This is a genomic window from Streptosporangium canum, assembly GCF_900113865.1.
GTDB classification, from domain to species: Bacteria; Actinomycetota; Actinomycetes; order Streptosporangiales; family Streptosporangiaceae; genus Streptosporangium; species Streptosporangium canum.
In genome coordinates, this window is sequence record NZ_FOQY01000027.1 from 31,446 (window position 1) to 44,520 (window position 13,075).

Here is a 13,075-nt window from a genome sequence, read left to right on the forward strand (position 1 = left end):
ACTTGTTCCGCTCTGGCGAACACTGTTGGTGCGGTGTTCAAGCGGCCTAGGTGATCTCGTAGACGCCAGGACTGACACAGCCGGGCTGACTTCGACCTAAAACGTCGGAACTCACTGTCGCCAAGACAACGGAAAGTACCCCGGCCGTGATCGGCTCGGGGCGCTTGCGCTGATCAGATGATGTGGTCAGGGGCAGGGGCGAACCGCCGCCCTTCCGCTTTCCAGGCGTGGCGATCGTCCAGCTCCCGTGCTGCCACCTGAAAGCAGAGGAGTGCCGACGGTGCCCCATATGTGGCTGTGGTGGTGGACGTTGCCGTCAGCGCTCAGCGGGGAACGACTTGTGCCCGCACGCCAGGTAGATCGTCGAACGCGGCAGACGAGTCCATCGTGATCACGGTTCTCGCAGTGGTCGCAGCCGTCGCGGCAATCAGCAGATCGTACGCTCCCCGCGTCTTTCCCTCTCGTCGCACATGTGCCATAAGACGAGCATGGACCCTCGCCACATCCGTGGTGTACTCCTCGACCGGAATCAACGCAAGGATCTCATCCACAAAGGCCTGCCGGCCGGGACGGCGTGCCGCGTCCGCCATCTCCACGCCGACGAGCAGCTCGGCCACGGTGATCGCGGCAATCGCCACATCATCGGCATCCCCGATCACCGCGTCCGCGGAAGCCCTGCCTCGCTCCGCGGCGATGAGCACGCCGGTGTCCAGGATCAGGCGTCGGGCCATGTTTCCCTCGTCTCGTCATCGACCGCCTCCCGAGCTGCCACAACGTCGGCCTCGAAATCGGCGTCCAGCGTTCCCGCGCTTCTGGTCAGGAAGGCCTTGACCATACGCCCCGGCGCTGCGGGCGCGGGGCCGATCATCGCGATTTGCTTACCCCCACGGGTGACCATGATTGTCTCCCCTCGCTCGGCCTCGTCCAGAACGGTCGCGAAGCTCCGAGACGCCTCGGTGGCAGTCATCACCTTCATGAAATCAGATTATCTGATTCCTGTCTGTTTTTTGATTAACCGGTAGGGCTTATAGGGCCGGCATCCTGTTCAACTGCTCAACCTCGGCGTACCGCCCCAGGTCGTCCGCGACATCCAAGTGACCATGACGACAGGATCGACGTTGCTGTCACCGAAGATCAAAAAAGCCCCGAACGATGATCGTTCGGGGCGTCTTCCCTGCTCAGCCGCTGTGGTCAGGGGCGGGGTCGAACCGCCGACCTTCCGCTTTCCAGGCAGAGCGATCACCCTGGTCGGGGAGCGGAGACCATGGTCAGAGGGTGGTGGACCGCAGCCGAGATGAGCCTCTGTGTGAGGACGTTGCTGTCAGCACTGCTGTCACTTCGTCAGTCCACAACTTATGCATTACGAGTCGGGTCGAGATGGTCTACAGGCGTCTGCTGCCATCAGAAGTGCCTGCTCGACAGCTCTTGCCACCTGATCGATATCCATGGATGCGCACCCGGAATCCAGCGGCGTGGCTCAAGAGCTGTCAAGAAGGCCGTTCTCCTCAGCCCACAGCTTGAAACCACCACGCCGGAACGGCAGGTGATACTTGCTGGACAACAAGTCATCGGCCAGTTCGGCGACGAGCGGGACAGTCAGCAGACCGTCCCTAATAGACCAGCACAGCAGCCGCAGAGTGGGGCAGTAGTCGACGTTGAAGGAGGCCGCAGCCTTCCTCGCTGCACTGTCGTCCAGGACAGCCGTAGCCCTCATCGTACGCGCCAAGGCAAGCACGCCCGCCTCGCCGACGTTCTTGTCGCCGACGACCAGCAGTTCGGAGAAGTCAGCGAACGCCTCCATCTCAGCTTGGGATCTCAGCTCATGGTGCTCAATCCAGTCCGCAGTGAGCGCGACGCCAATGCGCGAATCTTTCGCCTCACCCTCCATCAGTTCCGCTACTACGACATCCGGAACGAGAGCACGGCGTTTACCGACCACCGCCTTGAGCACACCCAACCAGTTGTTGGTGGCGAAGGCGCTCAGCGGGCCCGTGTCGAAGACGAATGTCTCGCTCGCATCCTCCATTACGAGACGAACTCCCAGATCGCCTTCTCTGGCAGTTCCGGCACCTGGGGAAGCTCGTCCTCGGTCCATGTGTCGAGCAGCAGGTCGATGGCACGGGCGGCAGAGACCTCAGAGCCGCGATACAGGGAAAGGACAGACTTGACGTAAGGATTGGGCAGGCAGGGCGGTTGGAGTTCGTGTTTGACCACCAGGTTCAGTTCGACGATGTCAGCCTTACCGGTGCGTACCGATCGGACAAGGCGAGCATCTGAGACAGAGATCAGCCCGATCTCAACCATGCGGCGCGCCAACGTCGCCATATCCACCTGGTAGAAGCTGCCGACCTTCACCGCGATCGTGCGCAGGTCGGTGCCCTCGTTGGTTAGGCGGCGAAATTCCTCGCGCAAGCCGGCCTCGGGCAGCAAAAAGGCGCGGGCGAACCGGTCCAGGCGCGACTCCCAGCCTTCGACACCGTCCTGCTCGGCGATCCGCCAGTCAACGGTGTACTCGTCAGCGAACAGGAAATGGCCAAACTCGTGCGCCAGGGCCAGGCGGCGGCGGCCTACGTGACGGGCACCATTAACGATTGCCACGCCGCCTTCGCGAAGCAGCAGGGAGGCGGCATCGGCGGCATCGGCGCCCAAATCGAAGGAGAACGCGAACAGGCCTTGAGCAGCCATACGATCGACCAGCGCCGAGACGGGACCACTGGGGTCGGCGCCCAATAAGGCGCGAGCTCTCGCGGCAGTGTCCTCAGCCTGGGCCACAGTGCCGGGCCTGGTGAGAGCGGGGGTGTCCGACCATGCCCGCCTGCCGCGCTCGATGACGAACTCGACGTTTCGAGCGACCCTCTCGATCAGGCGGTCAATGGCAGGGCTGGCCGCACCGGGTTCCTGAAGGTTGCGGTGAGAGATCACAGCGGGCGGCGCAGGCCGGAAAAACCATTCGATCCGTTCGTTCACTGCGCGAGCAATGCGAGCCAACTCTAGGGCAGACACCCGGCGACTGCCGTTCTCAATCTTGGCAAGGCTGGACCGGTCGAGCGCCACCGCGACGGACAGGTCGGCCTGCGTCATTCCAGCGCGCTGCCGAGCGTGTGCGATGCGCTCGCCCAACTCATTCCCGTCTACGGTACTCACTGTGCGATTATAGAACAGCGCTGGTCAAAGGGGTAGGCGACGACACGGATCTGCAAACCCTGCTGGTCTACCGGGCTTTAGACCTGCGTCTTGCGTTGAATGATTCGTAGGTCAGCCGGTTCCCGACACGTCCTGGCGTTCGCCAGCCACCCACCACGCTCCGGCGACGTTGCTGTCGCTGGAGATCAAAAAAGCCCCGAACGATGATCGTTCGGGGCGTCTTCCCTGCTCAGTTGCTGTGGTCAGGGGCGGGGTCGAACCGCCGACCTTCCGCTTTTCAGGCGGACCAATCACTCTGGTCGGGCAGCGGAGACCGTGGTCAGAGAGTGGTGGACGGTAGCCGAAGTGAGTCCGTGTGCGGAGACGTTGCTGTCAGCGCTGCTGTCACAAGGTCGCTGTTACCGACCTGGCACCGCCGGCAGACCGTGTTCACTTGGTTAACCAGAGTGTCCGTGCCGGCGCCCAACCCTCAAACTCCCTGAACGGCTGATTCGCCAGGCTCCTAAACGATCCGGATCACACTCGCCTCGGGCTCCGAGGCGAGCTGCGTCTGGTTTCCCATGTCCTACCCCTCCCCTTAGGAGAGGATCTCCGTGCTACGAGAGATGACACACCGCCGGTGTTCGGACTATTGGGGGAACCTCACTCCGAGTACAGTCCATGGCATGATCGCCCGACGGCTCGGTAAATATACCCTGTCCCGGCTGCTCGGCCAGGGCGGGCAGGGCGCGGTCTACCTCGGCGAGTCTCCGTCCGGCACGAAAGTCGCGGTGAAGGTGCTGCACACCCGCTTCGTGGGAGATGACGACGCCCGCCGGCGTTTCCTGCGCGAGGTCGCGGTCACCCGACAGGTCGCTCCGTTCTGTACGGCCGGCGTCATCGACGTCGACATGGACGGCGACCAGCCGTACATCGTCAGCGAGTACGTCGACGGGGTGTCCCTGGACGAACTGGTCCGCCGAGACGGGCCCCGAAACAAGGGCGGGCTGGCTCGGCTCGCGATCGGCACGATGACCGCGCTCATGGCGATCCACCAAGCGGGGATCGTCCATCGCGACTTCAAGCCGAGCAACGTTCTCCTTGGACCCGAAGGGCCGGTGGTAATCGACTTCGGCATCGCCAAGGTGCTGGACGCCACATCGACTCAGTCCAGCGCCGTGATGGGCACGCTGCCGTACATGTCACCCGAGCAGATAGCGGGAGTAAAAATCGGCCCCGCATCCGATAGCTTCTCCTGGGCTGTCACCATGGTCTTCGCGGCGACGGGCCGGATGGCCTTCGGGAGCGACAGCATTCCCGCCGTGCTTAACCGGATCTCCCATCTGGAGCCGGATCTCGCAGGTGTGCCCGAACCGCTACATGGCCTGCTCGCCGTCTGCATGTCGAAGCGGCCAGAAGATCGGCCGCCCGACCGGGAAATCCTGCGCACGCTCGTAGGCGAGGCAAGCATCGACTTCCCGGCAGAGGGCCAGCCGTCTACCGTCGACCTGCGAAACGCCGTGACTCTCGGATACACGAAGCGGCTAGAAGAACAGGCACCGATCAGTCCTTCAGTCGAGGGCGGCCGGGCGGTCACGCCGCCCACCACGAAGCTACTCTCGGTCACCGTCCACGCCCCTGGCCCGTACGCCTTGCCCCCGCTCGACCTCCTCCAGCCCGGCACCGCCCCCAAGCCTCAGACGAAGGCCAACATGGTCGTGGTCAACGCGCTGACCAGCGTGCTGGAGCAGTTCACCATCGACGCCCAGGTGATCGGGTTCACCCGCGGGCCGACGGTGACGCGCTACGAGATCGAGCTCGGCCCGGCCGTCAAGGTCGAGAAGGTCACCGCGCTCACCAAGAACATCGCCTACGCGGTCAAGTCGGCCGACGTCCGGATCCTGGGCCCGATCCCCGGCAAGTCGGCCATCGGGGTGGAGATCCCGAACACCGACAAGGACCTCGTGTCGCTGGGCGACATCCTGCGTTCCCAGGTGGCCCAGGCCGACCAGCACCCGATGATCGTCGGTCTCGGCAAGGACGTCGAGGGCCGCACGATCGTGGCCAATCTGGCCAAGATGCCGCACCTGCTCATCGCGGGCGCCACCGGCGCCGGTAAGTCGGTCTGCGTCAACGGCCTCATCTCCTCGATCCTGATGCGCGCCACCCCGGACGAGGTCCGCATGGTGCTCGTCGACCCCAAGCGGGTCGAGCTGAGCGTCTACGAGGGCATCCCGCACCTCATCACGCCGATCATCACCAACCCCAAGAAGGCCGCCGAGGCGCTGGAGTGGGTGGTGGGCGAGATGGACCGCCGCTACGACGACCTGGCCGCCAGCGGTTTCCGGCACGTCGACGACTTCAACAAGGCCGTGCGCGCCGGCAAGCTGGTGCCGCCGCCGGGCAGCGAGCGGGTCTACCAGCCCTACCCCTACCTGCTGGTGATCGTGGACGAGCTCGCCGACCTGATGATGGTCGCCCCGCGCGACGTCGAGGACTCCATCGTCCGCATCACCCAGCTCGCCCGTGCGGCGGGCATCCACCTGGTGGTCGCCACCCAGCGCCTGTCGGTGGACGTCGTCACCGGCCTGATCAAGGCCAACGTGCCCTCCCGCCTCGCGTTCGCCACCTCCAGCCTCGCCGACAGCCGGGTCATCCTGGAGCAGCCGGGCGCCGAGAAGCTGGTCGGCCAGGGTGACGCGCTGTTCCTGCCGATGGGTGCGAACTGGCCCATGCGGATCCAGAACGCGTATGTGTCGGAAAAGGAGATCGCCGAGGTCGTCGCCCACTGCAAGGCCCAGCAGGGATACTCTGAGCTCCGTGGAACTTGATCAGCGGTTCCGCGGTCAAGCGACGTTCTCTTTGTAGCACTGCACCGAGGTGGCAGGCGAAGCCGAAACGTACCGCGACTCCTCGCCTTCGTCGCCGTCGCACCTCATCAGGTCGAGCAGCGGAAGATGGCCGGGGCTGCCCGGTGCCCAAGTACAAGGTCAGCCGCGGCCTGACCGTGCCTCAGTCTCGCCTGGTCCTCAAGGCCGCCCACGAGCACCGGCTGTCGGCCCTGTACGTCCTGGCGCCCTGCCTCGGGCGGCGGCGCGGGGAGCTGCTCGGGCTCCGCTGGGTGGCCATCGACCTCGACGACAAGCGCAATGCTCTCGGCAAACTCGGCGATGCCCTCGGCCGACATCGCCCGTACATAAACGAAGCGTCCCGGAGATTCCCCTCCGGGACGCTTCGTGGTTAGAGCACTAATAAAGCCACTTTTCGCAATGACGGTGCCTGGTCGGCTCAGGCTCCTCACCGCGCAACAGCGCCAGTCGTACCCGCTGTCGGGCCTTACGCTCCGCGAGGTTGGCGTCCTCACCGATACCTGAATAGGTCCCGCCCACATCACGCCCGAAACGGCGCCCATCCTGCTCCTGCAAACGGAGCGGCATCGTGCTGTCCGTCCTGCTCACACTCTCATGATCCTGTCCCTGGGCAGGATCGTCCAGAGCACGAGAGATCACCGGCAAGAGATCCAAGATTGGGGCAGCCGGGACGTTGCTGTCACCGGAGATCAAAAAAGCCCCGAACGGTGATCGTTCGGGGCGTCTTCCCTGCTCAGCTGCTGTGGTCAGGGGCGGGGTCGAACCGCCGACCTTCCGCTTTTCAGGCGGACGCTCGTACCGACTGAGCTACCTGACCTCGGTGGTGGATCGAACACCTACCAGAGCGGTCCTGACGGGACTTGAACCCGCGACCTCCACCTTGACAGGGTGGCGAGCACTCCAAACTGCTCTACAGGACCTTGCTTGGTCGGAAGTTTTCGCTTCCGTCCTTCTTGCCTCACTTAGCTTACCAGTTCTTCGGAGGTCTGCGACCTGCCGTTTCCCTGGCGAGCATCTGCTCGGCCGTGCCCCCAACGGGATTCGAACCCGTGTCGCCGCCTTGAAAGGGCGGTGTCCTAGGCCACTAGACGATGGGGGCTCGGAATTCTCATTCCGTTCCGTTGCCGTCTTCCGCTGGAGACCTCTGAAGCATAGGGGACTTTTGCCCCGATGCCAAAGCGGCTTCCCGGCTTAAGGCGACGTGGTGCCGCTGGCCGATCCCGTTGGAGACGGGACGGACGTTGGCCCAGGAGAAATTGTACGGCCAGGCTCGGTCTCAACGTGACGTTCGATCTGAACCGACTGCTCTCCGAGCCCTCCAAGCGTGATGTCGTCCCAGGCCTGCAGGCGATGCGTCTTGCGATCGAAGTACAGAACCGAGGCCGCGACCGGGGTCGGCTCGTCATGTTCCAGGGCGCGCAGACCGGCGCCGCCGGTGGAGCCCTGGACCAGGAGGCGGGTGCCGGAGGGCAGCAGTTCGGTGGAACGCTCGTGGGAGTGGCCGGTGAGGATCATGGGGGCCGCGCCGGAGAACGCGCGGGCGATCGTCGGGTCGTGCACCGCCACGAGGTCCACCGGCTTGAAGGCCTGACCGAGCCGCGTGGCGTGGGCGCGCCCGAGGGCGGCGAGGGACTCGGGGTCGGAGTCGACGGCCACGGACTTGTCGGGGGTGAACCGGGGATCGCCCAGGCCGTAGATGCGCAGCCCCGCCACGGTCTTGGCGGAGTCGTCGAGGACGACCGCCCCCTTCTGTTTGGCCACGGCCCGCTGGGTGGCCTTGGAGTCGTGATTGCCCCTGACGAAGACATACGGCACGCCGAAGCTGTCGATCTCCTCGACGAACTTGTCCTCGGGGCCGGTCCCGTGGTCGGTCAGGTCGCCGGTGTCCACGATCGCGTCGATCTTGAACTGGGCGGTGACCGAGTGCATGAGATTCCACGCGATGGGGCTGAGATGGATGTCGGAGACGTGCAGCACCCGGATCGACGCGGGATCGGAGTCGTAGACCGGCAGGGCCGAGACCGTGTCGTAGAGCTGGGAGACGTTGTTGACCAGCTTCGCGAGCTGGACCCGGTAGGACTCGAACTTGGTCACGATCGACTCGGCGTCGCCGACCAGGGAAGGCGCTCCGGCGAGCAGGCCGGTGTATTTCGGCTCCACCACGGAGTCCGGCCGGAACGTCAGGGCGATGGCCGCGCCCGTACCGGTCATCAGGACGGCGGCGCTCAGCAGGCCCGCCAGGGCCGGGCCGGGGCGATGGAAGACGATCAGTGAGGCGATGAGGGCGCCCGCCAGGCCGCAGAGGGCGGCGCGCAGGATCAGCGTCCTGACTCCCTCGCTGAGCTCCTTCTCCAGCAGAGCGGGGAGCTGGTCGGAGAACCGGGGATCCTCCAGCAGCGCGCCGGCCCGAGCGGGGTTGATGTTCTCCAGGGTGATGCGCAGGCCGACCGGGGCGTTGTGGGTGTCGAACAGGAGCGTGCCCAGTGGGTGCGCGTCCACGACGGTCTCCCCCGCCCACGAGGGCTCCGCCGACATGCCGATCTCGACGGGTCCGACGGCGGCGCGCACCGGGCCGCCGAGCATGATGCCCAGCCAGGCTCCACCCACGGCCACCAGCAGGACCGCCACCGCGCGCGAGGCACGCCCCGTCGCGAACCGGCGGAGTCTCTGAGTCCAGTCTGTGAAATCCATGCGGCTCCCCCTTACCCGAAAACACGGGGCACAATGGCAGGTGTGATCGAGGTCTCGAGAGAGAAGTTCGAAGAGCTCGTGGCCGACGCCCTGGACACGATCCCTCCTGAGCTGACGAAAGTCATGGACAACGTGGTCGTGGTGGTCGTGGACGATCCGCCTGAGCCGGATCTTCTGGGCCTTTACACAGGCATCCCACTCACTGAGCGCGGCGACTGGTACGCAGGAGTGCTACCCGACCGGATCGAGATCTACCGCAACCCGATCCGCTCGATCTGCGAGACGGAGGACGACGTGGTGCAAGAGGTGCGGATCACCGTAGTCCACGAGATAGCCCACCACTTCGGCATCGACGATGACAGGCTGCACACCCTCGGCTGGTAGCCAAAGCCGTATTACATATCGACCTTCCCAATGCCCGAGATTTCCCGATTTACAATTACAGCTTGCATAAGGTTGATTGCTTTCAGTTGCGCGCCGACTCTTCAGCGGGCACCGTAGGTTACGCACCGAACACCTACAGTCAATGTGCCCGTAAGCCCAGCGGAGTCCTATGGCGGCCACCAGGCCCGGCCGGCTACCCGGGCGGCACCGCCGCCCGGCCGAACGCCAAGCGACCTACGGCGAGGTCATCGCCATCAGGGAGTTTCGCGCGCTCTGGATCGGCCAGGCACTCTCTCTCCTCGGCGACCAGCTCTCCCGAGTGGCGCTGTCCGTGCTGGTGTTCCAGCGGACGGAATCGCCACTGGCGACCGCGTCGGTCTACGCGCTGACCTATCTGCCGCCCATCATCGGGGGCCCGCTGCTCGCGGGTCTCGCCGACCGCTACGCCCGGCGGCGCATCATGATCTTCTGCGACCTGCTCCGGGCCGTCCTGGTCGCGCTCATGGCCATCCCCGGCACGTCGTTCACCGTACTGTGCGCGCTGGTCTTCTGCGTGGTGCTGCTCAGCGCCCCGTTCTCGGCCGCCAGGGCGGCGCTCCTGCCCGAGCTCCTCAAGGGCGATCGCTATGTCGCGGGCTCGGCGCTGCAGAACATGACCAACCAGGGCGCGCAGATGCTGGGCTTCGCCCTCGGCGGCGCCTTGATCATGGGGATGGGGCCGTACCGCGCGCTCGCACTCGACGCGTTCACGTTTCTCGCCTCCGCGCTGATCCTGGTCTCGGGAGTACGGCGGCGCCCCGCTCCCCTCGCCACCGACACCGACCGGCCCTCCATGTGGACCATGACCCGCGCCGGATCCAGACTGGTCTTCGGCGACCCCCGGTTGCGGACGCTGGTGCTCTTCGCCTGGCTGTGCGGCTTCTACGTGCTCCCCGAGGGGATCGCGACCCCCTACGCCGACGTCCTGGCCGCCGACAGGCAGCAGGTGTCGCTCGTCGCCGGCCTGCTGATGGGCTCGATGCCGACCGGGACGGTCGTGGGCGCCTTCCTCTTCAGCCGATACGTCAACCCGTCGAAACGGCTCCGGGCGATGGGCTGGATGGCGATGCTGACCTGCGCGCCGTTGATCCTGTGCGCGATGGAGCCGCCGCTCGCCGTGGTGCTGGTCCTGTGGTTCGTCTCGGGCATCGGCGGTGCCTACCAGCTCGCGGCCAACGCCGCGTTCGTGCAGTGCGTGCCCGCCGAACGGCGGGGCCTGGCATTCGGTCTCGTGCAGTCAGGCCTGCTGGCCTCTCAGGGCGTCGGCATCCTCATCGGCGGTGCCGCCGCCGATGTGCTCAACCCCGCGCACGTGGTGGCGATGGCCGGCGCGGCCGGTCTGTCCGTCGCGGCCGCGCTGGCCGTTCTCTGGGCCGGGTCCTGCAAGGAGATCATCGAGAAGGTTCGCGCGGAGGCGACCGTCTGAGTCACGCCTGGGGCTTGGGCTCGTCGCCGTTCTGCGGAGCCGGGTTCTGCGGGACCGTGTTCTGCGGAGCCTGGTTCTGCGGAGCCTGGTTCTGCGGAGCCTGGTTCTGCGGAGCCGCCGGAGCGGTGTAGTGCGGAGCCGGGTCCTGGTGGGTGGGGTAGTGCGGCGCCTGGTCGTGAGGGGCCGGATACTCCGGAGCCGGGCCCGGGTGGGCCGGGTGGTGCGGCGCCCGGTTCTGGGTGGTCGCCTTGTTCCAGCTCTGCTCGGCCTTGGCCCAGCCCTGCTCGGCCTTGGACCGCGCGTCCTGCCAGACCGGGTTGTCCTTGTTCTTGTCGACCAGATCCTGGACGATCGACCTGTCCTTGCTCTCGTCGGGGAGGAGGAGCCAGCCGATCGCGTAGATCCCCACACCGAGGCCGCCGAAGAAGGAGGCGATGGCGAGGGCCGCGCGGATGATGTTGGGGTCGACGCCGATGTAGCGTCCGAGGCCGGAGGCCACACCCGCGATGATCCGTCCGTCCTTGGTCCTGCGGAGCTGCTTGACGCCCGAGAAGTCGTTTTCGTTCATGTCTTCAGACTGCCCAATGCGGAGCCCCCATCACATCGGGATTCCCCCTGGAACGACCCTGACATCCCACCCCGGAGCACCGGCAATACCCTGACAGGGGCCGACGAGAGGAACATCACATGGACGACCTTCTGCGCATCGACGACGGGCTCTCCGAGGAGCAGCGTCTCATCCGCGACACCGTGAAGACGTTCGTGGCCGACAGGATCCTCCCCCACGTGGGTGACTGGTTCGAGGAGGCCGTCTTCCCCGCCCGCGAGCTCGGCCCGGTCCTCGGCTCGCTCGGCGTGCTCGGCATGCATCTCGAAGGGTACGGCTGCGCGGGCCTGGACGCCGTCTCCTACGGCGTCGCCTGCCGGGAGCTGGAGGCGGGAGACTCGGGACTGCGGTCGTTCGTCTCCGTGCAGGGCTCGCTCGCCATGTTCCCGATCTGGAAGTACGGCTCCGCGGAGCAGAAGGAGGCGTGGCTGCCCCGGATGGCCGCCGGTGAGGCGATCGGCTGCTTCGGCCTGACCGAGCCCGACCACGGCTCCGATCCGGCGAACATGCGCACCCACGCCAAACAGGACGCCTCCGGCGACTGGATCCTCAACGGCTCCAAGATGTGGATCACCAACGGCTCCATCGCCGACGTCGCCGTGGTCTGGGCCCAGACCGAGGACGGCATCCGCGGCTTCGTGGTCCCCACCGACACGCCGGGTTTCTCCGCGCCGGAGATTCACAAGAAGATGTCGCTGCGGGCCTCGGTGACCTCGTCCCTGTACTTCGACGACATCCGCCTCCCGGCGTCAGCCGTACTCCCTGGGGTCCGTGGCCTGAAGGGGCCGCTGTCGTGTCTGTCCGAGGCCCGTTTCGGCATCCTGTGGGGCGTCGTGGGCGCGGCCCGCGCCTGCCTGGAGGCGGCCGTCGACTACGCCACGACCCGCGTCCAGTTCGGCAAGCCCATCGGCGGCTTCCAGCTGACCCAGGAGAAGCTCGCCTGGATGTACGTGGGCCTGGGGCAGTCCCAGCTCACCGCCCTCCACCTGGGCCGCCTGAAGGACGCCGGCGCCCTCACCCCCCAGCAGGTCAGCTTCGGCAAGCTCGCCAACGTCCATGCCGCCCTGGACATCGCCCGCCGGTCACGCTCGATCCTCGGCGGCAACGGCATCACCCTGGAGTATCCGGTGATCCGGCACATGACCAACCTGGAGAGCGTGCTGACGTACGAGGGGACGGAGGAGATCCACCTCCTCACCCTGGGCAGGGCGCTCACCGGGCTCGACGCCTTCCACTGAGGCGCGCCTGCCCGCCTGTCGAGCCACGTGTACCCGCCTACCGCCGCCGGGGCTGCCGCTGGGGCAGGCCGCAGGGACGCCAGTCCGGGGCCTGAGCCGCTCTGTCGAGCTCGTCCTGCCAGGAGAGACCACGGCTCAGGTAGAAGCGGAACAGCTCGGCGGTGGCCCGGGCGTCGGCCAGCGCGGCGTGGGCGTTCGAGAACGGGATCCCCGCGCGTTCGCAGCAGGCGCCGAGAGTCCACTTCCCATCGGGGACGAGGCCGGGGGCGAGCCGCTGCGTGCACAGGGTCTCGGTCAGCCAGTGGCTGCCGGGAAGGACATTGAGGAAACGCAGGTCGAAGGAGATGTTGTGAGCCACCAGGACCCGCCCGGCGATCCGCTGCCACACCTCGTCCAGCACCTCCTCGATCACCGGCGCGCCCTCGACCATCGCTTCGGTGATGCCGTGGACGTGGACGGCCCCGGTGCCGCGACGAGGATCGACCAGCGAGTGCCACTCGTCGACGGTGGTGCCGTCGGTGTCCAGGGAGACAAGCGCGATCTCACAGATCCGGTCCCCCTTGGCCGGTGAGAAGCCCGTGGTCTCCACGTCGACCACGACATACCCCTGCCTCGCGGACAGGTGGACACTGCGGGCGGGGTCAAGCCCCGAGCTCGTCATGAGTGCCACTGTATGAGAGCCGACTCCCCGTTCTGT

12 protein-coding genes and 5 tRNA genes are annotated in these 13,075 nt (G+C 66.2%); 5 read left to right on the forward strand and 12 right to left on the reverse strand.

Going from position 1 to position 13,075, the window contains the following annotated elements; genetic code table 11:
• Nucleotides 1-323: 323 nt before the first annotated feature.
• The 6 genes from BM085_RS30615 to BM085_RS44760 form a co-directional block, all read right to left on the reverse strand.
• Nucleotides 324-731: a PIN domain-containing protein gene (locus tag BM085_RS30615; RefSeq protein ID WP_093890331.1), complete on the reverse strand. Its 408-nt coding sequence runs from the start codon at nt 729-731 to the stop codon at nt 324-326.
• A complete protein-coding gene (locus tag BM085_RS30620) occupies nt 716-976 on the reverse strand; it encodes a type II toxin-antitoxin system Phd/YefM family antitoxin (RefSeq protein WP_093890332.1) in 261 nt (86 codons plus the stop codon). The genes BM085_RS30615 and BM085_RS30620 overlap by 16 nt, the downstream gene beginning before the upstream one ends.
• Nucleotides 977-1,188: 212 nt before the next feature.
• Nucleotides 1,189-1,252: transfer RNA gene (locus BM085_RS44755), tRNA-Ser, on the reverse strand.
• Between the two features lie 225 nt (nt 1,253-1,477).
• On the reverse strand, nt 1,478-2,026 hold the full coding sequence (locus BM085_RS30625; RefSeq protein WP_093890333.1) for a PIN domain-containing protein: 549 nt from the start codon (nt 2,024-2,026) through the stop codon (nt 1,478-1,480).
• Nucleotides 2,026-3,144, reverse strand: coding sequence for a helix-turn-helix domain-containing protein (locus tag BM085_RS30630; RefSeq protein WP_245789788.1), 1,119 nt, complete (start codon nt 3,142-3,144; stop codon nt 2,026-2,028). Before BM085_RS30630 ends, BM085_RS30625 begins: the two co-directional genes overlap by 1 nt.
• Before the next feature lie 239 nt (nt 3,145-3,383).
• Nucleotides 3,384-3,444 (reverse strand) — tRNA-Phe (locus BM085_RS44760).
• A 365-nt stretch (nt 3,445-3,809) separates the two neighbouring features.
• On the opposite strand from BM085_RS44760, the gene BM085_RS30635 reads away from it, so the two are divergent.
• Both BM085_RS30635 and BM085_RS44765 read left to right on the forward strand, forming a co-directional pair.
• On the forward strand, nt 3,810-5,954 hold the full coding sequence (locus BM085_RS30635; RefSeq protein WP_177245357.1) for a DNA translocase FtsK: 2,145 nt from the start codon (nt 3,810-3,812) through the stop codon (nt 5,952-5,954).
• A 143-nt stretch (nt 5,955-6,097) separates the two neighbouring features.
• Nucleotides 6,098-6,367 carry a site-specific integrase gene (locus BM085_RS44765; RefSeq protein WP_093890336.1) on the forward strand — a complete coding sequence of 90 codons (270 nt, stop codon included), beginning with the start codon at nt 6,098-6,100 and terminating at the stop codon, nt 6,365-6,367.
• Between the two features lie 369 nt (nt 6,368-6,736).
• On the opposite strand, the gene BM085_RS30645 is transcribed toward BM085_RS44765, so the two are convergent.
• The 4 genes from BM085_RS30645 to BM085_RS30660 form a co-directional block, all read right to left on the reverse strand.
• Nucleotides 6,737-6,810, reverse strand: a tRNA-Phe gene (locus tag BM085_RS30645).
• Between the two features lie 28 nt (nt 6,811-6,838).
• Nucleotides 6,839-6,913 (reverse strand) — tRNA-Asp (locus BM085_RS30650).
• A gap of 106 nt (nt 6,914-7,019) precedes the next feature.
• A tRNA-Glu gene (locus BM085_RS30655) sits at nt 7,020-7,092 on the reverse strand.
• Nucleotides 7,093-7,184: 92 nt separating this feature from the next.
• Entirely contained in the window at nt 7,185-8,684 is a 1,500-nt protein-coding gene (locus BM085_RS30660) for a metallophosphoesterase family protein (RefSeq protein ID WP_093890337.1), read from the reverse strand.
• Nucleotides 8,685-8,717: 33 nt separating this feature from the next.
• Here BM085_RS30660 and BM085_RS30665 point away from each other — a divergent pair, with 33 nt between their 5' ends.
• Nucleotides 8,718-9,068, forward strand: coding sequence for a metallopeptidase family protein (locus BM085_RS30665; protein ID WP_386447862.1), 351 nt, complete (start codon nt 8,718-8,720; stop codon nt 9,066-9,068).
• A gap of 169 nt (nt 9,069-9,237) precedes the next feature.
• Nucleotides 9,238-10,533, forward strand: a complete 1,296-nt coding sequence (locus tag BM085_RS30670) for an MFS transporter (RefSeq protein ID WP_093890339.1) — start codon at nt 9,238-9,240, stop codon at nt 10,531-10,533.
• Between the two features lies 1 nt (nt 10,534).
• Here the strand turns inward: BM085_RS30670 and BM085_RS46990 are convergent, their stop codons facing one another.
• Nucleotides 10,535-11,101 (reverse strand): PspC domain-containing protein, encoded by a 567-nt coding sequence (locus BM085_RS46990; protein ID WP_093890340.1) that lies wholly within the window; start codon nt 11,099-11,101, stop codon nt 10,535-10,537.
• 119 nt (nt 11,102-11,220) lie between these two features.
• On the opposite strand from BM085_RS46990, the gene BM085_RS30680 reads away from it, so the two are divergent.
• Nucleotides 11,221-12,378: an acyl-CoA dehydrogenase family protein gene (locus BM085_RS30680; RefSeq protein ID WP_093890341.1), complete on the forward strand. Its 1,158-nt coding sequence runs from the start codon at nt 11,221-11,223 to the stop codon at nt 12,376-12,378.
• Nucleotides 12,379-12,415: 37 nt separating this feature from the next.
• Here the strand turns inward: BM085_RS30680 and BM085_RS30685 are convergent, their stop codons facing one another.
• Nucleotides 12,416-13,039: a 3'-5' exonuclease gene (locus BM085_RS30685; RefSeq protein ID WP_093890342.1), complete on the reverse strand. Its 624-nt coding sequence runs from the start codon at nt 13,037-13,039 to the stop codon at nt 12,416-12,418.
• Between the last annotated feature and the right edge of the window lie 36 nt (nt 13,040-13,075).

Coding starts and splice junctions, on each gene's coding strand:
- BM085_RS30615 (WP_093890331.1), bottom strand. CDS start 731: ATGGCCCGACGCCTGATCCTGGACACCGGCGTGCTCATCGCCGCGGAG.
- BM085_RS30620 (WP_093890332.1), bottom strand. CDS start 976: ATGAAGGTGATGACTGCCACCGAGGCGTCTCGGAGCTTCGCGACCGTT.
- BM085_RS30625 (WP_093890333.1), bottom strand. CDS start 2,026: ATGGAGGATGCGAGCGAGACATTCGTCTTCGACACGGGCCCGCTGAGC.
- BM085_RS30635 (WP_177245357.1), top strand. CDS start 3,810: ATGATCGCCCGACGGCTCGGTAAATATACCCTGTCCCGGCTGCTCGGC.
- BM085_RS30660 (WP_093890337.1), bottom strand. CDS start 8,684: ATGGATTTCACAGACTGGACTCAGAGACTCCGCCGGTTCGCGACGGGG.
- BM085_RS30665 (WP_386447862.1), top strand. CDS start 8,718: ATGGCAGGTGTGATCGAGGTCTCGAGAGAGAAGTTCGAAGAGCTCGTG.
- BM085_RS30670 (WP_093890339.1), top strand. CDS start 9,238: ATGGCGGCCACCAGGCCCGGCCGGCTACCCGGGCGGCACCGCCGCCCG.
- BM085_RS46990 (WP_093890340.1), bottom strand. CDS start 11,101: ATGAACGAAAACGACTTCTCGGGCGTCAAGCAGCTCCGCAGGACCAAG.
- BM085_RS30680 (WP_093890341.1), top strand. CDS start 11,221: ATGGACGACCTTCTGCGCATCGACGACGGGCTCTCCGAGGAGCAGCGT.
- BM085_RS30685 (WP_093890342.1), bottom strand. CDS start 13,039: ATGACGAGCTCGGGGCTTGACCCCGCCCGCAGTGTCCACCTGTCCGCG.